General features: G+C 59.6%; 18 protein-coding genes. 12 read left to right on the forward strand and 6 right to left on the reverse strand.

The features are described from left to right. Nucleotides 1–30: 30 nt before the first annotated feature. The 6 genes from B5G37_RS07680 to B5G37_RS07705 all read right to left on the reverse strand — a co-directional run bounded on the left by B5G37_RS07680 (nt 31) and on the right by B5G37_RS07705 (nt 9,256). Nucleotides 31–726 (reverse strand): hypothetical protein, encoded by a 696-nt coding sequence (locus B5G37_RS07680; RefSeq protein ID WP_087256121.1) that lies wholly within the window; start codon nt 724–726, stop codon nt 31–33. 154 nt (nt 727–880) lie between these two features. Beyond that, a complete protein-coding gene (locus B5G37_RS07685; protein WP_087256124.1) occupies nt 881–1,963 on the reverse strand; it encodes a hypothetical protein in 1,083 nt (360 codons plus the stop codon). Nucleotides 1,964–1,976: 13 nt separating this feature from the next. Beyond that, nucleotides 1,977–2,840, reverse strand: coding sequence for a YitT family protein (locus B5G37_RS07690; protein WP_087256126.1), 864 nt, complete (start codon nt 2,838–2,840; stop codon nt 1,977–1,979). Nucleotides 2,841–2,852: 12 nt separating this feature from the next. Beyond that, entirely contained in the window at nt 2,853–5,099 is a 2,247-nt protein-coding gene (locus B5G37_RS07695) for a DNA topoisomerase (ATP-hydrolyzing) subunit A (RefSeq protein ID WP_087256128.1), read from the reverse strand. Nucleotides 5,100–5,325: 226 nt separating this feature from the next. Then, nucleotides 5,326–7,323 (reverse strand): toprim domain-containing protein, encoded by a 1,998-nt coding sequence (locus B5G37_RS07700; protein WP_087256130.1) that lies wholly within the window; start codon nt 7,321–7,323, stop codon nt 5,326–5,328. 190 nt (nt 7,324–7,513) lie between these two features. Further along, entirely contained in the window at nt 7,514–9,256 is a 1,743-nt protein-coding gene (locus B5G37_RS07705; RefSeq protein WP_087256132.1) for a Na/Pi cotransporter family protein, read from the reverse strand. Between the two features lie 218 nt (nt 9,257–9,474). Between B5G37_RS07705 and B5G37_RS07710 the strand changes: the two genes are divergently transcribed. The 12 genes from B5G37_RS07710 to B5G37_RS07765 all read left to right on the forward strand — a co-directional run bounded on the left by B5G37_RS07710 (nt 9,475) and on the right by B5G37_RS07765 (nt 20,113). Then, a complete protein-coding gene (locus B5G37_RS07710) occupies nt 9,475–9,711 on the forward strand; it encodes a DUF2508 family protein (RefSeq protein WP_087256133.1) in 237 nt (78 codons plus the stop codon). After that, nucleotides 9,708–9,962: a pro-sigmaK processing inhibitor BofA family protein gene (locus tag B5G37_RS07715; protein ID WP_087256135.1), complete on the forward strand. Its 255-nt coding sequence runs from the start codon at nt 9,708–9,710 to the stop codon at nt 9,960–9,962. Before B5G37_RS07710 ends, B5G37_RS07715 begins: the two co-directional genes overlap by 4 nt. A 116-nt stretch (nt 9,963–10,078) precedes the next feature. Then, entirely contained in the window at nt 10,079–11,140 is a 1,062-nt protein-coding gene (locus tag B5G37_RS07720) for a putative glycoside hydrolase (protein ID WP_143482901.1), read from the forward strand. Between the two features lie 51 nt (nt 11,141–11,191). Further along, entirely contained in the window at nt 11,192–11,884 is a 693-nt protein-coding gene (locus B5G37_RS07725; protein ID WP_087256138.1) for a hydrolase, read from the forward strand. Between the two features lie 286 nt (nt 11,885–12,170). Continuing rightward, complete coding sequence (locus B5G37_RS07730) at nt 12,171–12,485, forward strand: hypothetical protein (RefSeq protein WP_087256140.1); 315 nt, start codon at nt 12,171–12,173, stop codon at nt 12,483–12,485. Next, complete coding sequence (locus tag B5G37_RS07735) at nt 12,485–14,455, forward strand: V-type ATP synthase subunit I (protein ID WP_087256142.1); 1,971 nt, start codon at nt 12,485–12,487, stop codon at nt 14,453–14,455. The genes B5G37_RS07730 and B5G37_RS07735 overlap by 1 nt, the downstream gene beginning before the upstream one ends. A 10-nt stretch (nt 14,456–14,465) precedes the next feature. Then, nucleotides 14,466–14,936 carry a V-type ATP synthase subunit K gene (locus B5G37_RS07740; RefSeq protein WP_343229699.1) on the forward strand — a complete coding sequence of 157 codons (471 nt, stop codon included), beginning with the start codon at nt 14,466–14,468 and terminating at the stop codon, nt 14,934–14,936. A gap of 25 nt (nt 14,937–14,961) precedes the next feature. Then, the gene (locus B5G37_RS07745; RefSeq protein WP_087256148.1) at nt 14,962–15,552 is read left to right on the forward strand and encodes a V-type ATP synthase subunit E; all 591 of its coding nucleotides are present in this window, start codon (nt 14,962–14,964) and stop codon (nt 15,550–15,552) included. Nucleotides 15,553–15,597: 45 nt separating this feature from the next. Beyond that, the gene (locus tag B5G37_RS07750) at nt 15,598–16,596 is read left to right on the forward strand and encodes a V-type ATPase subunit (RefSeq protein WP_087256151.1); all 999 of its coding nucleotides are present in this window, start codon (nt 15,598–15,600) and stop codon (nt 16,594–16,596) included. 14 nt (nt 16,597–16,610) lie between these two features. Continuing rightward, entirely contained in the window at nt 16,611–16,925 is a 315-nt protein-coding gene (locus B5G37_RS07755) for a V-type ATP synthase subunit F (protein ID WP_087256153.1), read from the forward strand. Between the two features lie 33 nt (nt 16,926–16,958). After that, complete coding sequence (locus B5G37_RS07760; RefSeq protein ID WP_087256155.1) at nt 16,959–18,734, forward strand: V-type ATP synthase subunit A; 1,776 nt, start codon at nt 16,959–16,961, stop codon at nt 18,732–18,734. Then, complete coding sequence (locus B5G37_RS07765; RefSeq protein WP_087256157.1) at nt 18,731–20,113, forward strand: V-type ATP synthase subunit B; 1,383 nt, start codon at nt 18,731–18,733, stop codon at nt 20,111–20,113. The genes B5G37_RS07760 and B5G37_RS07765 overlap by 4 nt, the downstream gene beginning before the upstream one ends.

A 20,113-nucleotide genomic window follows, 5' to 3' on the forward strand; every position in this document is an offset into this window, starting at 1 on the left:
GAAAAAAGTTTGCTCTGTGACACCTGTGCATCAAGAGCGGGACGGTGTTACCCCGAAAAATAGAAGAATGTAGTACATGGCATAGACCAACAGGATGATGGCCACGATCCACAGCAGAGCTTTCAGAAGAAACTTTCCCAGCCCTATCAGCAGGCGCAGGGGTAGAGGACGCTGGCCTGGGGCGGTGGGAGTGTAAGCCAGACCGGAGGGGCCTGAAATGGAAAATTTCTTGATGTAGTGGGCCCGCAGCAGGTGGGGAGTAGACAGGAGAAAGATGGTTGAGACGGCAAAAAAGAAGCCAACAACCACGAAGATGGGGGTGATATCCGATGACGGTGGATAGGCCAGTACCCAACCTCCCCCGCCGCCCAATAGACCAGCTGCCAGGGGAAGAAGTAGGATGCCTATGGGGTGTGGGAGTGGTGTCTGGGCGTAGATACCCCGGCAGGCCCAATACCGGGCTCCCACCACCACCACGGCGGCCACCGCCAGCCACAGCCCTATCAGCCAGGCACAGGGAAGCAACGCGTGGGGGAAAAGGCTTTGGAGAGAGGAGGTACAAAACAGCAGAAAAAACAGCGAGTCACTCACTCCCAGCCATCCGGACAGAAGAAAGGTCTGCCGATAGGAGATGGTAGCAGGACGGGTACGGACTACGATCATGGCCACGGCACACACCACCACCGCTGTCCAATATGGAATGGAGGCCCACCAGATGCCGGTCATGAAGGACCATCCTAAGGGTATGAGACCGAATAAAAGATACGCCAGGAACATACCAAAAAACATGTCAAAACTGGGTAGATTTCTGTAATTGTTCTTTACAAAATCCCTGGCATTTTCAGGAGTCATAGACATCCGCTCCTTTGGTTTATGCACGTTACCCCTCGGTGCTCTCCAGACACGCCGGATAGAGGGCCGTGGGCCAGGTGTAGCCCTGGTCGGTGAGCTGCTGGTCGGTGTACAGTTGCAGGTCTTGGTCAGAGTGGAGGGACTGGGCCAGCAAGTGGCGGTATCCCTGAGGGGTGGAGACAATGAGCCATGTGGTGGGGTTACCTCGGAAGGTGCCTACCACCATGTTGGCCTCGATGTCCGCACCTTGCAGCACTGCCTCCAGCCCCAGCAGCAGGCCCTGATCGCTGGAGGCCTTGCCGGACAGAGCGTCCAGAGCGGTGAGGGAGCCGGTGGAGGAGAATACCGCCTCTTGGGCCACCAGTTCCAGCAGCTGTTCCACGGTGTAGGTCTCGGAGGAGGTGCGCTCCAGCAGCTGCTCCACCGCAGCGTCCACGGCTTTGGCGTACTCCTCCAGGCCATTTTGACCGTCCGGCCAAGTTATATTGACCTCCACAATACGCTGGGAACCGGTGGAAGGATAGAGAGAGACGGAAATCTGGGGTGGAGAGAGGACCAGACGGGGGATGCCGTAATAGGCCTGCCAGAACAGGGCTTGCACCATCTCCTCGTCCCCGGAGAAGTAGGACACCCGGGAGAGACTCTGGTTCTGGCGGGTGGAAATCGCCCGGGTCAACTCACTGCGCAGCCCAGACAGGCCGGAGACAGTCTGAATGGATGACACCACCTGGGCCGAGCGGGAGTAGGTGATGCGAACATCCACCTCGTAATAAGTGAGAATACGGGTGCTGTCGTAGCGCATGGAGCGCACGCAAAATACGCCCAAGGGGTCCTCGGTGGTGACCTCGTGACAGGCGCTTTCCAGGTCTGCCTCCACGTCTCCGGTGTAATTGTACAGCCGCAGCGTGCCGGTGGAGGCGTGTTGGTTGACAAAGTACAGCAGAGCATTGACCAGGCCCTGGTACGTCTCCACCCGCAGGATGGAGGAGTCCTCCGCCACCGAGTAGTCCAGGTGGGTGGTGGAAGAGACATAGCTGCGCTCCAACATGGCGCTGCATCCGGTCAGGACCATGGCGACAGCCAGGGCCAGGGCAAGCAATCCTCGCTTCAAAGGGGGCACCTCCTTAGAGTCCGTCCGAGTGATACATACGGAAGCCTTCGCCCAGCACCTCGTGGGCGTCGCACACGATGAGGAAGGCGTTGGGGTCCAGGTCCTTCACGGCAGCTTTGATGGTGGCGATTTCCCGCTGCTTGAAGGCGCACAGGAGCACTCGTTTTTCCGCACCGGTGTAAGCGCCCTGGCCGTGGAGAATGGTCACGCCCCGGTCCAGGTCCTCCACCAACACCCGGCGGATCTCTTCGTTGTGGTCGCTGATGATATAGGCCACTTTGGCGGTGTCCATGCCGTAGAGCACTCCATCCAGGGCCAAGGTGGAGATGTACAGGGCCACCAGGCCGTACAGAGCGGTGTTGATGGTCTGGAAAGCCAGAGCCACCGACACCACCACAATGAGGTCTACAGCCAGCAGCAGCTTGCCCATGGGCAGCCACTTGAAAATGAGCTTCAAAAGCCGGGCGGCCAGATCGGTGCCGCCGGTGGTGGCGCCCTGCTGGAACACAAAGCCCAGAGACAGGCCCATGAGCAGACCGCCGAAGATACAGGCCAGCAGCGGCTCCATGGGCTGCCAGTCGTACAGCGGGGTGAGAATGTCAATGAACACCGAGGAGATGAACATGGCGTATAGAGAGAACACCAGCAGCCGTCCGCCGATGAACTTCCAGCCCAAAATAAACAGGGGAATGTTAAGCACGATCACCGTCATGCCCACGGGGAAAGCGGGGATAAAGTGGTTGATGATCTGAGCCACACCGGTGATGCCGCCAAAGGCGATGTTGTTGGGAGCAAAGCACCACACAAAGCCCAAAGCGTAAATGGCCGAGGCAAAGGTGATGACCAATACCGCCCAGATGTCTTTTTTTAGTTTCATAGACCCTCCTTGTTACAGCAGAGACAGCTGCGTCTCGCCTCGGTCCTCTTCCTTTAGCAGTGCACCGGCAATGGGCAGGGAGCGGGCCCGGTACCGGGGTGGGTTGACGATGGTGGTTTCCGCCAGGGGCTTGGCCCATTCCACCTTGTACTTGGGTTTCAGGGTCATCACGTTGACACCCTGGGTGGAGCGGGTGGACTTGGGGGTGAGGGAGGCGGTGTGGAACACCACGCAGCGCCCTTCTGTGGAGCACACGGCCATTTCGGTGTCCTCGCTGAGCACCAGGGCGGAGACCAGAGGGGACTTGTCCGAATAGGCGCCGGTGAGCTTTTTCCGCCGGGTCTGGGTCTGGTAAGCACTCAGCTCCACCCGGGCGGCCTTGCCGTTTTCAAAGAAGAACAGCAGGTGGGCCGAATAATCGCCGGGACAGCAGGCCCAAACCACCTTTTCCTCTCCGTCCATGCCCAGCTTGGTGGGCAGATAGTCGCCCAACAGGCTGGCCTTGGAGTCGTCGAAGTCGGACAGCCGGGTTTTATAGCACTGCTGGCGGTCGGTGAACACCAGCAGCTCGTCCCGGTTGCTTCCCTCCCAGTGCAGGAAGGGGCCGTCCCCTTCCTTGTACTTCTGCTCCCCGCTCATGCGCAGAGACTGAGGGGTAATTTTCTTAAAATACCCCTCCTGGGAGAGGAAGACGTGGACGGGATAGTCCGGGGCCTCCTGGGCGGCGGCCTTTTCGGCGGAGAGGTTTTCGTACTCGTAGACGATCTCGGTGCGCCGGGGGGCGTCGTACTTCTTCTTCACCTGCTGCAGCTCCCCGATGATGACCTTCTGAATCCGCTTGGGGGAGTTCATCAAATCTTTCAGGTCGGCAATTTCCTCTTCCAGGGTAGAGACTTCCTCCACCCGCTTGAGGATGTATTCCTTGTTGATGTTGCGCAGGCGGATATCCGCCACATACTCGGCCTGGATCTGGTCGATGCCAAACCCGATCATCAGGTTGGGCACCACCTCCGCCTCCTCCTCCGTCTCCCGGATGATGGCGATGGCCTTGTCGATGTCCAGCAGAATCTTTTTCAGACCCTGGAGCAGGTGCAGCTTGTCTTCTTTCTTCTTACAGATATGGTAGGTGCGCCGGCGCACGCTCTCCATACGCCAGGCGGTCCACTCGTCCAGAATTTCGCCCACACCCATGACCCGGGGCATGCCCGCAATGAGGATGTTGAAGTTGCAGGAGAAGGTGTCCTGCAAGGGGGTGAGGGAGAAGAGTTTGGCCATGAGCTTCTCCGGGTCGGTGCCTCGCTTGAGGTCGATGGCCAGTTTCAGGCCGTCCAGGCCCGTCTCGTCCCGCATGTCCGAAATTTCCCGGATTTTGCCCGCCTTGATGAGTTCCGCCACCTTGTCAATGATGGCTTCCACGGTGGTGGAATAGGGAATTTCGGTGACTTCAATGAGATTTTCACTCTTGGAGTAGCTCCACTTGGCCCGCAGCTTCACGCTGCCTCGGCCAGTGCGGTAGATGTCCTCCAAAGCCTTCTGGTCGTAGAGCAGCTGTCCGCCGGTGGAGAAGTCGGGGGCCTTCAAAATGGACAAAAGGTCGGTGTCTGGGTTCTTCATCCGGGCAATGGCGGCCTCGCACACCTCCCCCAGGTTGAACCCGCACAGGTTGGAGGCCATGCCCACAGCGATGCCCTGGTTGGCCGCCACCAGTACGTTGGGGAAGGTGGTGGGCAGCAGGGTGGGCTCTTGGAGCTTGCCGTCGTAGTTGGGTACAAAGTCCACGGCGTCTTGGTCAATGTCCCGGAACAACTCCTGACAGATGGGGTCCAAGCGCACCTCGGTGTATCGGGAGGCGGCCCAGGCCATGTCCCGGGAGTACACCTTACCAAAGTTACCCTTGGAGTCCACCAGAGGGTGGAGCAGAGCCCCGTAGCCCCGGGAGAGGCGCACCATGGTGTCGTAAATGGCGGCATCTCCGTGGGGGTTTAATTTCATGGTGGCGCCCACCACGTTGGCGCTCTTGGTGCGGGGGCCGGAGAGCAGCTTCATCTGGTACATGGTGTACAGCAGCTTCCGGTGGCTGGGCTTGAAGCCGTCGATTTCAGGGATGGCCCGGGAGACGATCACCGACATGGCGTAGGGCATGTAGTTCAGCTCCAGGGTTTGGGTGATGGGCTGCTCCAGCACCTGAGCGTGGAGTCCCATCACGTTGGGGTTTATTTTTTTCTTCTCCCCCTCCTGGGGGGACTTCTTTTTAGCCATGTGATTCCGTCCTTATCATGATACTGGTTGCTGGCTTTGTGAGAAAAGCCTCGCAGAGTTCGCACCCGCAGGTGCGAAGAATTGAAATCCATGTTTCGCCAGGACATGCGCATGGCGAAACATACTTCTCGCCCTGCAAGTGTGGATTTTGTCTGTCTCAGACAAAATATGCGCGCAGCAGGGTGCAATCCTTACCGTCGGAAAAGGCTCTGCCTTTTTCGGCGAATTAAGATATATCGGCCATATCCAAGTATTTGTAGCCGTTTTCCGCAATGTGGTCCTTGCGGCCCTGGAGATTGTCCCCCAGCAGCAGGTCAAAAACCTGGGCGGTGCGCTCCACGTCCTCGGGCATGACCTTAATGAGCCGCCGGGTGTCGGGGCTCATGGTGGTCAGCCACATCATGTCCGGCTCGTTCTCACCAAGACCCTTGGACCGCTGCAGGTCGTACTTCTTCTTTTCCGACTCCAACTGCTGACAGATCTCCATCTTTTCCCGGTCAGAGTAGGCAAACCAGGTCTTTTCCTTGCAGGTGATCTCGTACAGGGGGGATTCGGCGATGAACACATACCCCTCCTGAATGAGGGTGGGGGTGAGGCGGTAGAGCATGGTGAGGATGAGGGTGCGAATCTGGAAGCCATCCACGTCGCCATCGGTACAGATGATGATCTTGTTCCACCGCAGGGCGGACAGGTCGAAGGCGGACAGGTCCTTGACGTGCTTGTCCTTGACTTCCACGCCGCAGCCCATGACCTTGAGAAGGTCGGTGATGATTTCACTTTTGAAGATTTTGGCGTAATCGGCTTTCAAACAGTTGAGAATTTTGCCACGCACGGGCATGATGCCCTGGAACTCGGCGTCTCGGCTGAGCTTACAGGCACCCAGAGCGGAGTCACCCTCCACAATATACAGTTCTCGCCTCGACACGTCCTTGGTGCGGCAGTCCACAAACTTTTGCACTCGGTTGGAGATGTCCACGGAACCGGACAGCTTCTTTTTGATGCCCAGGCGGGTCTTTTCGGCGGTCTCCCGGGACCGCTTGTTGATGAGCACCTGTCCGGCGATTTTCTCCGCGTCAAAAGGATTTTCGATGAAATAGACCTCCAACTGGGAGCGGAGGAACTCGGTCATGGCCTCCTGGACGAACTTGTTGGTGATGGCCTTTTTGGTCTGGTTTTCGTAGCTGGTCTGGGTGGAGAAGTTGTTGCTCACCAGCACCAGGCAGTCCTGGATGTCTGCCCAGGTGATTTTGGACTCGTTCTTCTGATATTTGCTGTTTTGCTTCAGCCAGCCGTCAATGGCGGAGACAAAAGCGGAGCGCATGGCCTTCTCCGGGGCACCGCCGTACTCCAGCCAGGAGGAGTTGTGGTAGTGCTCCACCAGATTCACCGTGTTGGAGAAGCAGAAGGACACGGACAGCTTCACCTTATAATCTGCTTTGTCCGCTCGGTCCCGGCCTTTCCGCTCGGTCTGCCAGAACACGGGAGGGGTGAGGGTGTTTTCTCCTGCCAGCTCGGTGACATAGTCGATGATGCCGTTTTCATACTTGAAGTCGGTGGTTTCAAACCGGTTGGCCCCGATCTGGTTGCGCAGCCGGAAGGTGACCCCAGCGTTGACCACCGCCTGGCGCTTCAGGGTGTCGTTGTAGTACTCCAGGGGGATGTCGATGTCGGTGAACACGTCCAGGTCGGGCAGCCAGCGGAACTTGGAGCCGGTCTTTTTCCGGTCGGCGGGCTCTTTGATCATTTCGCCCACCAGCTCGCCCCGCTCAAAGTGCAGGGTGTACTTAAAGCCGTCCCGGTAGATGGTGGCATCAAAGTAGCGGGAGGCGTACTGGGTGGCACAGGAGCCCAGGCCGTTGAGGCCTAAGGAATACTCGTAGTTGTCCCCGTCTCCGTTTTTGTACTTGCCGCCGGCGTACAGCTCGCAGAACACCAGCTCCCAGTTGTACTTGCCCTCGGCCTCGTTCCAGTCCACGGGACAGCCCCGGCCAAAGTCCTCCACCTCAATGGAGTGATCCTGATAGCGGGTGACGATGATTTGACTGCCGTGTCCCTCCCGGGCCTCGTCGATGGCGTTGGAGAGAATTTCAAACACCGCATGCTGACACCCGTCCAGTCCGTCGGAGCCGAAAATGACGCCGGGGCGTTTGCGCACCCGGTCGGGACCTTTCAGGGAGGAAATGGATTGGTTGTCATATGTTGTCTTTAAACTGGCTTTTGCCATACTTGCACCTACTTTTTCATGAGCATATCATATCATTTTAATTATAGCGCAACCTTTGGCCCCCGTCAAGGAAGCGGCTTTGCCGCTTCCACTTCTTCCCTCTTCGCTGGCCCATCCCTGGTTGCACAAAGAAAACCGCCGCAGCGCTGTGGCTGCGGCGGTTGGAAATGCGTGCATGTTCCAGACCCGTTTAGGGGAGGGGGTACTGGGCCAGGTACTCCTGGTACAGCTCCTTGAACTCGGGGTCATGGCGCAGGTCGCCCAGGTACTGGTGGGTGTCGTAGCTGTCGTGGTGCAGCTCGATGATGGCGGCGGCCACGTTGGAGCAGTGGTCGGAGATGCGGGCGCAGTCGCCCAGCACGTCGGTGAAGAGCATGCCCTGCTCCACACGGCAGGCGCCGTCTTGCAGACGCTTGATGTGGCGGGCTTTCATGTTGGAGCACAGATGGTCCACCACCTGCTCCATGGGCTCCACCTTCCGGGCCCGCTTGCTGTCGTCGTCGGCGAAACTCTTGGCGGTCTCCCGGGTGACGGCGGTGACGGCTTTGGCCAGCACCTGCAGCTCTTCCTTGGCGTCGCCGGAGAGCTCGTTGTGCTTGTTGTGCATACGCTGGGCGGAGATTTGGATGCTCTTGGCGTGGTCGCTGATGCGCTCCAAATCGCTGATGGAGTGCAGCAGCAGGGACACGGCACGGCTGTCATCCACAGATAGGATCTTGGTGGACAGCTTCACCAGATAGGAACCGATCTGATCCTCGTACTGGTCCAGCTGGTCCTCCACTTCGCACACCAGCTTGGCGTCTTCCTCGTTGTAGGAGGTGATGAGGCCCAGGGCTCGCTGGACGGAAGTGCTGGCCAGGTTGGCCATGCCGATGGCCAGCTTGTTGCATTGCTCCAGAGCGATGGGAGGGGTGACCAGAAGGCGCTCATCCAACAGCATGACCTCGGGCTCCTTGGTCTCGTCCTTGATGGTGGCGCAGGCCAGCTTCACCAGCAGCTTGTTGAAGGGCAGCAGGGCCAGGGTGCACACCACGTTGAACACCGTGTGAACCACGGCGATATAGAACTCGTTGATGCTGTCGTTGAGGAAGGGCATGGGGATAAAAATTTGCAGGGCAAAGAACAAAATGAGGAAGGTAATGGTACCGATGACGTTAAAATACAGATGAATGAGGGCGGCCCGGCGGGCATTCTTGTTGGCGCCCACCGAGGAGAGCATAGCGGTGACGGTGGTACCAATGTTCTGACCCAGAATGATGGGGATGGCGGAGCCGAAGGTCACCGCACCGGTGGAGGCCAGGGCCTGGAGAATACCCACCGAGGCAGAGGAGGACTGGATGATGGCGGTGAGGGCCGCGCCAGCCAGCACGCCCAGAATGGGGTTGGAGAACATCAGCAGGATGTTGGTGAACTCGGGCACATCCTTCAGACCGGCCACAGCCCCGGACATGGTGTCCATACCAAACATGAGGGTGGCAAAGCCCAGCAAGATGGCGCCGATGTCCCGCTTGCGGTTGTCCTTGAGAAACACATACAGCACCACGCCGATGACGGCCAGAATGGGGGAGAAGGAGGTGGGTTTCAGCAGCTGAATGAAGAAGCTGTCACCTTGGATGCCGGACAGGGACAAAATCCAGGCCGTCACCGTGGTACCCACGTTGGCGCCCATGATGATGCCCACGGCTTGGCCCAGCTTCATCACACCAGAGTTGACAAAGCCCACCACCATCACGGTTGTGGCGGAGGAGGACTGAATGATGGCGGTGACCACCAACCCCAGGAAAAAGCCTTTGATGGGGCTGGAAGTGAGCCGCTCCAGGATAGTTTTGAGCTTGTTGCCCGCTGCTCGTTCCAGTCCATCACCCATAATGGACATACCGAAGAGGAACAGGGACAAGCCGCCCAACATCGTCAGGACGTCAAATAAATCCATAGTCACATACCTCAATCTTTTTCTTCAAATTTGGACATAACTGGTCATAGTATACCATAGACGTAATCCGAGTGTAAAGACTGTGTAACGCCAAAATATATACCCAGCGGCTCCACTCTTTTCCGTGTTATATAAACAAGACCAGAGAGGAATAATTTTCTCCCTTTTTGCTTAAACTGGGAGAGAAAACTGGATGAAAAAACCAAAGGGGGATTTCTATGACGGTGGGACGAAGACGGGGGAAGAATCCCCGACAGGAGGAGCGGCAGTTCCTCATGGAGGGGGTGGCCCAGACACGGGTGCTGCTCAATCAGGCCTACGCCCAGTTCAATTTGCACTCCGATCCGGATTTGGTGGAGTCTTGTGTCTACGAGATCAACGCGCTGCGCAGCCGCTACTCCTATCTGGTGCGCCAGGTCAAGCGACTGGACGCCTCCGATGAGGGCTTGTCATGAGCTGGCAGGTGTGGATGGGGCTGGCCCTGGGCGGTCTGGTGCTGCTGGCCGCTCTGGCCGGCCCTCTGCGCCGGTTGGGGCGTCTGCTTATGCGCTTTGGGGTGGGGCTGGCTGTGTTATGGGGACTACAGAGCGTAGGGCCGGGGCTGGGCATCAGCCTGGGATTCAACGCCCTCAACGCCCTGGTGTTGGGGGTGCTGGGCGCGCCGGGATTTGGCCTACTCCTGCTGGCCCAGTGGGTCTTCCGTTAGTATTTGCAGAATATCCATAAAAAGTCCCTGGAATCGACGGGAAAGCTGTGGTAGAATATAGGGCACGATGTGGGGGACCACAGCGTGAACCAAAGAGAAGAAAGGCGGTGGTTTCGGTGCGTAGACGAAACCGCATGGGATATAAAGGATATCAGGGACGGGGTGGCGGCTCCAGCACCTTCCTGAAAATCCTGGTGTGCATCTTGGCCATTCTGGTGGTGGCCGGTGGAGGATACCTGCTGGCCCAGCAGGGGGGCATCTCTCTGCCCAGCCTGCCCTCTTTCGCTACCCAAAAGCCGGATGAAACCCAAGAGCCGGGACAGACAGACACCACTCCCGACCCGGAGAACAGTACATCCCCGGCCCCCACAGCACAGCCCTCCCAGGCTCCTTCCATTACCCCGGTTCGGGCGGTGGAGGTAACCCTGTCCCAGCTGCTGGATGGCAGCGCCCAACGCCGGGTGGAGCAGGCCGACTGTGACGCCCTGGTGGTGGAGGTCAAGGGGGAGTGGGGCAAGCTGCAATGGCCCAGTCAGGCGGCCCTGGCCCAGCAACTGGGGGTGATTTCCTCTACCCAGAGCCTTACCGAGACATTGAATTCCCTGGCGCAACAGGAAATCTATCTGGTAGCCCGGGTGGACTGTTTCCGGGATCAGGCCATGTCTGCGGCCAACGCGGGGGGCAGCTTGCTGATGACCCGTGGAGGCAACCGCTGGTATGACTCCATGGGCATGAGCTGGGTTTCCCCGGTGAACCAGCAAGTGCGGGACTATGTGACCCAGCTGTGTGTGGAGCTGTCCAAGATGGGCTTTGATGAGCTGGTGCTGGACAGCGCCTATTTCCCCGACCAGGGCGAAGTGCACGTGCTGGCCCAGTCGGACAACTACCCCGAGGCGCGTACTGCCCCGGTGGAGACCTTCTGGAAGCAGGTCTCCCAGGCGGTGAAGGACAGCGGCGTGGTGCTCTCGGCCCAGGTGCGGGGGGATTCCCTGCTGGACGGGGGAGCCATCACCGGCATGACCCCCAAAATGCTGGATCAGTACGCCCAGCGGGTGTGGGTGACCCTGGAAGGGGTGGATCAGACCCAGGTACAGACCGTTTTGACCCAGGCTGGGGTGGACCAGGCCCGACAGATCACCGGACAGGAGGCCGCCAGCGGCCAGATGATCTGGGGCTGACAGGCCGGGCGTTCCACCCATGAACCACGGATAACATAAGAGGAGAACACCATGACAGAGAAAACGGTTTCCCGGAAGTGGGTGCCTGAGTATGAGGGTACCCTGCGCAGCCACATGATTAAGATTCCCACCTGTATCTCCGAGTGTTCGGGTATCCGGGTGTTTGGGCGGCGCATCAAATCTTTGGCTTTTACCACCGACGTGGCGGTGATCCGCAACATCAATGCCGATGCCGTCATGGCGGTATATCCCTTCACCCCCCAGCCTGCTATCCACCGCGCGGTGATGCAGGCCGCCGACATGCCCGTGTTTGTGGGGGTGGGCGGGGGCGTCACCCGTGGTCTGCGGGTGGTGAACCTGGCCAACGACGCCGAGCACGAGGGCGCCTTTGGGGTGGTGGTCAACGCCCCCACCCAAAACGACGTGGTGCGCCGGCTCAAGCAGGTGCTGGACATCCCCGTGGTGGTCACCGTGGTGTCCGAGCACACCGACGTGGCCGCCCGTTTGGAGGCGGGGGCGGATATCCTCAACATCTCGGGGGCCAAGCGCACCCCGGAGATCGTCCGCTCCGTCCGCCAGCAGTTCCCCAACGTTCCCATCATCGCCACCGGAGGCCCCACCGACGAGTCCATTTTGGCCACCATTGCCGCCGGTGCCAACGCCATTACATACACCCCTCCCAGCAGTGCGGAATTGTTTGCTGTCTCCATGCAGCGCTACCGCCAGGAACAGGGGGAAACCTGAGCGCTTCCCATACCCGTTTCCCACACCCCCCAAGGCATACGCTTTGGGGGGGTGATTTTTATGGAACATTAGTTAAATAGGTAGTAAAGTAAAAAAGAGATAAAAAAATAACGGAAATTACAAAAAAGAACTGGATTTTACATGAAGAAGTATAGAACTTTTTTGCTGAAAACATTAAAAAACTATTGAACTGATTTGACAAATGTGGTACAATTTTAACATAATCGGGGAAAATGCAATCAAAAAATTTCCACGACATTTCGGTGGAAGAAAGAGGTGAGATACTATGGCATTTGAAGCCATCCAAAAGGTCACTCAGACCGAGCAGGCCAACCGCAACCAAAAGGCGGAAGCTGCTGCCGAGGCCAAGAAAATTGTGGCTCAGGCTCAGCGCGCCGGAAAGGAGCTGGTGGCCAGCGCCCGGGCTCAGGCCGAGGAAAAGGTCAAGGCCATGATGGCTCAGGCCGAGGAGATGGCCGCGGAGCAGTCCCGCCAGGTGCTGGAGGGGAATGCAGTGGCCTGTGAGGCCTTGAAGCAGGAGGCCCGTGGCCGCCTGGACCGTGCGGCGGACCTCATTGTTGGAAGGGTAGGTAAAAACTAATGGCAATCGTAAAAATGAAACGGCTGCGCCTGATGGGGATGCGGTCGGATCGGGAGAGCCTGCTGCACTTGCTGCAAAAGCTGGGGTGCGTGGAGGTGGACGAACCTGCCATTGATCTGTCCGACCCCAAGTGGGCGGCGGTGGCCAAGCCCGATGGTCGGGACTTGTCCAACGCCAAGGAGCGCAGCTCTCTGCTCAACCATGCGTTGAGTGTTTTGAAGAAATATGCTCCCGCCAAGGAGGGGCTGTTCCGTATTCGCCCTGAGCTGTCGGAAAAGGAGTTCTTTGACCCCAATTTCTATCAGCAGGGACTGGATACGGCCCAGGCCATTGTGGATGGGGAGCGCACCCTCACCTCCCTCACCGCCCAGCAGGGCAAGCTGCAAACCCAGAAGGCCACCCTGGCCCCCTGGCTGCCCCTGGATGTGCCTCTGGAATTGGCCAGCGACGGCACCATTTCGGTGATCTTCGGCACCATTCCTGCCAAGGCGGATTACGCCGCCATGGAGGGGGCAGTGGCCCAGGCAAGCGACTTGGCCAGCCTGACCTATGCCAGTGCAGACCGGGATTTGCAGTATTTCCTCCTCATTTGTCACCACGACGTGGAGGAAACCTGCTGTGAGGCCATGCGGGAGTTTGGTTTTTCCCGGGCCAACGTCCGGGGCTGGACGGGGACGGCCGCCGATAACGACCGGCAGCTGGACAATGAACTGGCTGTGGTGGCCCAGAAGATCGACGAGGCCAAGGAGCACATCGCCTCTTTTGCACCCCAGCGGGAAGCGCTGCGCCGCTGCGTGGACCGGGCGGTGCAGGACATTGCCCGGGAGGAAGTGAAGGGCCACCTGGTGGATACCGCCGATACCTTCTTCTTGGAGGGCTGGATGCCCGCCAAGAAAGAGGAGGAGCTGGGCGCGGTGCTCTCCAGTTACACTGCCGCCTACGAACTCGCCGATCCGGAGAAGGACGACGTGGTGCCCACCCTGTTGGACAACCCCAAGTGGATGCGCTGCATCAACATGGTCACGGAGATGTACTCTCTGCCTGCCTACAACGGCATTGACCCCAACCCCCTCATTTTCTTCACCTATATTTTCTTCTTCGGGTTTATGTTTGCCGACGTGGCATACGGCCTGATCATCTTCGCCATTTCACTGCTGGTGACGAAAAAGTTCCATCCCAAGGGCACTATGGGCTACATGTTCCAGTTGGGCCAATATTTGGGCATATCCACCGCATTTGTGGGTATTTTTGTGGGCGGCTTCTTTGGTAACGCCCTGGACGTCATCTACGACGTGTTCCTGCCCGGCGTGGCCATGCCCGGTTGGATGGCTGCCTTCTCCAAAGGCATCATCGTAAACCCCGTCAACGACCCCATGAAGGTCATGGTTATCGCCGTGGTCATCGGCTGTGTCCAGCTGCTCTTTGGCCAGTTGGTACACATCTATATGGGCTTCCGGGACGGCGAAGGGGTGGACGCTCTGCTGGACGTGGTCCCCTGGTGGGTGGTGTTTGCCGGCATTGGCATGGTGGTGGTCACCGGCAGCGTGTGGCTGCTGGTGGCAGGCTTCCTGTGCCTGCTGCTCACCCAAGGCCGCCACAACAAGGGCATCTTCGGCAAGTTCTTCGGGGGCATTGCCAGCTGGTATGACATCACTTCCTGGCTCTCTGACGTTTTGTCCTATGCCCGACTCATGGCCCTGATGCTGGCCACCTCGGTCATCGCTCAGGTGTTCAACACCCTGGGCTCTCTGGGCGGACGCACGGTGGCTGGTGTAATTTTGTTCGTGGTGGTGTTTGTCATCGGCCACGGCTTCAACGTAGGCGTCAACCTCATCGGTACCTACGTCCACGCCGCCCGTCTGCACTACCTGGAGTTCTTCGGCAAGTTCTATAAGGAGGGCGGCATTCCTTTCCGCCCCCTGGCATACAACACCAAATACGTGGATATCATCAACAAGGAGGAAGACTAAAATGGAATTTCTGACAAACTGTGGACTGCAGCTGGCAGTTCTGGGCTCTGCCCTTTCTGTGGGTCTGGCTTGTGCCGGTTCCGGCCGTGGCGTAGGTATCGTGGGTGAGGCCGCTGCCGGCGTCATCTCTGAGGACCCCGAGAAGTTCTCCAAGTGCCTGATTCTCCAGCTGCTGCCCGGTACTCAGGGTCTGTACGGTCTGGTTATCTGGTTCTTTGCTCTGGCTCAGATGGGCGTCATCGGTGGCAACGCCGCTGAGATGACCATTGCTCAGGGCCTGGGCTACTGCTTTGCCTGCTTGCCCATGGGCATCGGCGGCTATATCACCGCCATCGCTCAGGGCCGCTGCGCCGCCGCCGGTGTGTCTCTGGTAGCCAAGCGTCCCGAAGAGCAGTCCAAGGGCATCATCATGGCCATCATGGTGGAGTTCTACGCCATTTTGTGCCTGCTGGCCTCCTTCCTGATGCTGGTCTTCCTGTAAGATTGGCAGGAAAGGAAGAGCTGCTATGAACGGAATCGAAAAGATCATTGATCGCATCAGCGGCGACGCCCAGCGGGAGATTGATGAGGTCCTGGCCCAGGCCAGAGCCGAGGCAGCGGAGATTACCGCCAAGTATCAGGCTCAGGCCCAGGCGGAAGCCGACGAGATTTTGACCCGTGGGGAAAAGGCCGCTGCCGAGCGGGGCGAACGGCTGGCCAGCGTGGCCCAGCTGGAGTGCCGCAAGGAAGTGCTGCGGGCCAAGCAGGAGGTCATCGACGAGGCCTTCCAGCTGGCCATGGACAAGCTGGTGGCCCTGCCCCAGGCAGAGTATGTGGCGCTGCTGGTGGATCTGGCGGTGCAGGCTGCCGCCAAGGGCACCGAAAAGCTGATTTTCTCCCCCGCCGACCGGGCCCAGGTGGGCAAGGCGGTGGTGGTGGGCGCCAACCAGAAGTTGGGCAATAAGGGCCAGCTCACCCTGTCCGAGGAGACCCGTCCCATGAAGGGCGGCTTCATCCTCAGCGACGGACGGGTGGAGGTCAACTGCACCTTCGACACCCTGGTGCGCCTGCAGCGGGGCACCCTGTCCACCCAGGTGGCAGACGTGCTCTTCGGTTGATTCATCCCTTTTCAAACTGATTTTTATGGAAAGGGGGAGTAAACCGTGTCACATGATAAAGATTTGGACTATTTGACCATATCCGCCCGCATCCACGCCATGGAGAACCGGCTGCTCAATCAAGAGCGAATGGACCGGATGATCGAGGCCAAGGATGTCAGCGACGCCGCCAAGGTTTTGGTGGAGTGCGGATATGACGACATGGGGCAGGTGACCGGGGAGAGCATCGAGGAGACCCTCTCCAAGGCGCAAACCGACCTGTTCCACGATTTGAGTACCGCCGTGGGCAACCGGGCTTTGCTGGACGTGTTCCGCTGCAAGTACGACTACCACAACGCCAAGGTGCTGGTGAAAGGGGAGGCCCTGCGCCAGAGCCAGGAGGCGCTGCTGGTGGGCGGCGGACGGTATGCGCCCGCCCGCCTGGCCGAGGACTACGGTCGGGAGGACCTGCGGGGCTGCTCGGATATCTTCCGCCGGGGCGTGACCCGTGCCCGGGAGACCCTGGGCGCCACGGGTGACCCCCAGATGGCCGACTTCATCCTGGATCGGGCCTACTTTGAGGAGCTGACCCAGTTGGCCAAGGCCTCGGGCAGCAAGTTTGTGGAGGGCTTTGTGGCCCTGTCCATCGACGTGGCCAACCTGCGCTCCTGTGTCCGGGCTTCCCGCCTGGGCAAGGGCATGGAGTTTTTGCAGCAGGTGCTGGTGCCTGGGGGCAACGTCCCCGCCCGCACCCTGGCCACCGCCCGAGGGGACGAGCTGGCCGGTCTGTTCCGCACCAGCTCTCTGGCTCAGGCCGCAGCCACCGGCTCGGCCCTGTCCGCCCCGGGTTCTGGGGCGCTGACCGACTTTGAGCGGGAGTGCGACGACGCCATGATGGACTACCTGGGTGCTGGTCGCCGGGTGGCCTTTGGCGAGCAGCCCATTGTGGGCTATCTCTACGCCCGTGAGGCGGAGATGACCGCCATTCGCACCATTCTCTCCGGCCGCATGGCTGGCCTGGATGGGGACACCATCCGGCAGCGTCTGCGCCGGACCTACGGGTAAGGGGGGACGTGCAAATGGCTAGTTATCAAATCGCCGTCATCGGCGACAAGGACAGCGTGTTGGGATTCAAGGCCTTAGGCCTGTCCACCTTCCCGGTGGACAGTGTGGACCAGGCCAAAACCACCCTCCACGCCCTGGCCAAGGAAAACTATGGGATTGTCTATCTCACCGAGACCCTGGCCGCCCACATGGAAAGCGACATCGCCCGCTACAAAGACGAGCTGACTCCCGCCATCATCCTCATTCCCGGCAAAGAGGGCAGCTTGGGCATCGGCATGCAGAACATCAAAAAAGCGGTGGAGCGTGCTGTAGGCGCAGATATTCTGTAAAACAAGACCGACTAGAAAGAAGGTTTCGACGATATGGGTAAAGTAGTGAAGGTCTCCGGTCCCCTGGTGGTGGCCACCGGCCTGTCGGACGCCAACATGTCCGACGTGGTGCGCGTGGGTCCCCAGCGTCTGATCGGTGAGATCTTGACCATGAATGGAGACTCTGCCTCCATCCAGGTCTACGAGGAGACCTCTGGTCTGGGCCCCGGCGCCGAGGTGGTAACCACCGGTTACCCCATGAGCGTGGAGCTGGGCCCCGGCATGATTGAGAACATTTACGATGGAATCCAGCGTCCCCTGGAGGAGATCATGAAGAAGGTGGGCGGCAACAACCTGCCCCGTGGCGTGGAAGTGCCTCCCATCGACCCTGAGAAGCTGTGGGAGTTCACTCCCGTGGCCCAGGTGGGTGACTATGTGGAGGGCGGCGACGTCATCGGCACCGTCCCCGAGACCCCCGTGGTGCTGCACAAGATCATGGTACCCCCCTACCTGAAGGGTACTTTGAAGAGCGTCACCCCCGCCGGCTCTTACAACGTCAAGACCGTGGTGGCTGTCCTCACCAAGGAGGACGGTACCGACGTGGAGATCACCATGAGCCAGCGTTGGCCTGTGCGTGTGGGCCGTCCCTACAAGCACAAGTATCCCCCTGTGCGTCCTCTGTCCACCGGTCAGCGCATTGTGGATACCTGCTTCCCCGTGGCCAAGGGCGGCACCGCTGCCATCCCCGGCCCCTTCGGCTCCGGTAAAACCGTGATGCAGCACGCCGTGGCCAAGTGGTCCGACGTGGACATCGTCATCTACATCGGCTGCGGCGAGCGCGGCAACGAGATGACCGACGTTCTGCGCGAGTTCCCCGAACTCATCGACCCCCGCACCGGCGAGTCCCTGATGAAGCGTACCGTGCTCATCGCCAACACCTCCGACATGCCTGTGGCTGCCCGTGAGGCCTCCATTTACACCGGTATCACCATCGCCGAGTACTTCCGCGACATGGGCTACGACGTGGCCGTCATCGCCGACTCCACCTCCCGCTGGGCCGAGGCTCTGCGTGAGATGTCCGGCCGTCTGGAAGAGATGCCCGGCGAGGAAGGCTATCCCGCCTACCTGGCCTCCCGTCTGGCCCAGTTCTACGAGCGCGCCGGTTCCGTGTCCTGTCTGGGCAGTGACGACCGCCGCGGCTCCCTGACTGCTGTGGGCGCTGTGTCCCCTCCCGGCGGCGACCTGTCCGAGCCTGTCTCTCAGGGTACCATGCGTATCGTCAAGGTGTTCTGGGCTCTGGATGCTCAGCTGGCTTACAAGCGTCACTTCCCCGCCATCAACTGGCTGAACTCCTACTCCCTGTACCTGGATTCTCTCAAACCCTGGTTTGATGAGCACCTGGGCCGTGACTTCATGGTCAACCGGGAGCAGGCCATGACCCTGCTGCAAAGCGAGGCCAGCCTGAATGAAATTGTGCAGCTGGTTGGTAAGGACTCTCTGTCCCCCAACGACCAGCTGACCCTGGAATCCGCCCGCATGGTGCGTGAGGACTTCCTGCAGCAGAACTCTTTTGTGGACGTGGACTCCTACTCCAGCTATGACCGTCAGGCCAAGCTGCTGGCTATGATCCTGGACTATGACAAGCTGTGCCGGGCCGCCATCGCCAAGGGCGCTCCTGCCATGGATCTGTTCGCCATCCCCGCCCGGGAGCGCATCGGCCGCGCCAAGTCCGTGCCCGCCGACGAGTACGAGCAGGTGTACGCCGACATCTCCGCCCAGATGGAGCGGGAGATCGACGAAGTAGTGGAAAAGGCAGGTGAGGCACAATGATTCGCGAGTATCGTACCATTCAGGAGATCGTCTCTCCTCTGATGATGGTCAAGATGGTGGAAAACGTCACCTATGACGAGCTGGTGGAAGTGGAGCTGCCCGACGGCGGCATCCGCCGGGGCAAGGTGCTGGAGGTCAACGGCGACACCGCCGTGGTGCAGCTGTTCGAGTCTGCCGCCGGCATCAACCTGGCCCAGTCCAAGGTGCGTTTTCTGGGCCACCCCCTGCAGTTGGGCGTGTCCAGCGACATGCTGGGCCGCGTGTTCAACGGCATGGGCAAGCCCATCGACGGCGGCCCCGAGATTCTGGCCGAGGAGTACCGGGACATCAATGGTCTGCCTATGAACCCCGCCGCCCGTGACTACCCCGACGAGTTCATCCAGACCGGCGTGTCCACCATTGACGGTTTGAACACTCTGGTGCGTGGCCAGAAGCTGCCCATCTTCTCCGGCTCCGGTCTGCCCCACGCCCAGCTGGCCGCTCAGATCGCCCGTCAGGCCCGTGTGCTGGGCGACGACGCCGGCAACTTCGCCGTGGTGTTTGCCGCCATCGGTATCACCTTCGAGGAGTCCGAGTACTTTGTCCAGGAGTTCAAGCGCACCGGCGCCATTGACCGCACCGTGCTGTTTACCAACCTGGCCAACGACCCCGCCGTGGAGCGTATCTCCACCCCCCGTATGGCTCTGACCGCCGCCGAGTACCTGGCCTTTGAGAAGGGCATGCACGTGTTGGTCATCCTCACCGACATCACCAACTACGCCGAGGCTCTGCGTGAGGTGTCCGCGGCCAAGAAGGAAGTGCCCGGCCGCCGCGGCTTCCCCGGCTACCTGTACACCGACTTGGCCACCATGTACGAGCGTGCCGGCCGTCAGCTGGGCAAGCCCGGTTCTGTGACCATGATCCCCATCCTCACCATGCCTGAGGATGATAAGACCCACCCCATTCCCGACCTGACCGGCTATATCACCGAGGGTCAGATTATCCTCTCCCGTGCACTGTATCGTCAGGGCATCAATCCCCCCGTGGACGTGCTGCCCTCTCTGTCCCGTCTGAAGGACAAGGGTATCGGCGAGGGTAAGACCCGGGAGGACCACGCCAACACCATGAACCAGCTCTTTGCCGCCTACTCCACCGGTAAGGACAACAAGGAGCTGATGTCCATTCTGGGCGAGGCCGCTCTGACCCCCACCGATCTGCTGTACGCCAAGTTTGCCGACGAGTTTGAAAAGCGCTACGTCAACCAGGGCTACGAGACCAACCGTACCATCGAGGAGACCCTGGACCTGGGCTGGGAGCTGCTGTCCATCCTGCCCAAGGCCGAGCTGAAGCGCATCAAACAGGAGTATATCGACAAGTATTTGCCCAAGAAGGAGGGTTAA

This window comes from Pseudoflavonifractor sp. An85 (assembly GCF_002161235.1).
Lineage (GTDB): Bacteria > Bacillota > Clostridia > Oscillospirales > Oscillospiraceae > Enterenecus.

What these genes read in the sequence shown, in the direction of transcription:
- B5G37_RS07680 (WP_087256121.1), bottom strand. Translation starts at nt 726, where the DNA reads ATGACCGGCATCTGGTGGGCCTCCATTCCATATTGGACAGCGGTGGTG.
- B5G37_RS07690 (WP_087256126.1), bottom strand. Translation starts at nt 2,840, where the DNA reads ATGAAACTAAAAAAAGACATCTGGGCGGTATTGGTCATCACCTTTGCC.
- B5G37_RS07695 (WP_087256128.1), bottom strand. Translation starts at nt 5,099, where the DNA reads ATGGCTAAAAAGAAGTCCCCCCAGGAGGGGGAGAAGAAAAAAATAAAC.
- B5G37_RS07700 (WP_087256130.1), bottom strand. Translation starts at nt 7,323, where the DNA reads ATGGCAAAAGCCAGTTTAAAGACAACATATGACAACCAATCCATTTCC.
- B5G37_RS07705 (WP_087256132.1), bottom strand. Translation starts at nt 9,256, where the DNA reads ATGGATTTATTTGACGTCCTGACGATGTTGGGCGGCTTGTCCCTGTTC.
- B5G37_RS07710 (WP_087256133.1), top strand. Translation starts at nt 9,475, where the DNA reads ATGACGGTGGGACGAAGACGGGGGAAGAATCCCCGACAGGAGGAGCGG.
- B5G37_RS07715 (WP_087256135.1), top strand. Translation starts at nt 9,708, where the DNA reads ATGAGCTGGCAGGTGTGGATGGGGCTGGCCCTGGGCGGTCTGGTGCTG.
- B5G37_RS07725 (WP_087256138.1), top strand. Translation starts at nt 11,192, where the DNA reads ATGACAGAGAAAACGGTTTCCCGGAAGTGGGTGCCTGAGTATGAGGGT.
- B5G37_RS07730 (WP_087256140.1), top strand. Translation starts at nt 12,171, where the DNA reads ATGGCATTTGAAGCCATCCAAAAGGTCACTCAGACCGAGCAGGCCAAC.
- B5G37_RS07735 (WP_087256142.1), top strand. Translation starts at nt 12,485, where the DNA reads ATGGCAATCGTAAAAATGAAACGGCTGCGCCTGATGGGGATGCGGTCG.
- B5G37_RS07745 (WP_087256148.1), top strand. Translation starts at nt 14,962, where the DNA reads ATGAACGGAATCGAAAAGATCATTGATCGCATCAGCGGCGACGCCCAG.
- B5G37_RS07755 (WP_087256153.1), top strand. Translation starts at nt 16,611, where the DNA reads ATGGCTAGTTATCAAATCGCCGTCATCGGCGACAAGGACAGCGTGTTG.
- B5G37_RS07760 (WP_087256155.1), top strand. Translation starts at nt 16,959, where the DNA reads ATGGGTAAAGTAGTGAAGGTCTCCGGTCCCCTGGTGGTGGCCACCGGC.
- B5G37_RS07765 (WP_087256157.1), top strand. Translation starts at nt 18,731, where the DNA reads ATGATTCGCGAGTATCGTACCATTCAGGAGATCGTCTCTCCTCTGATG.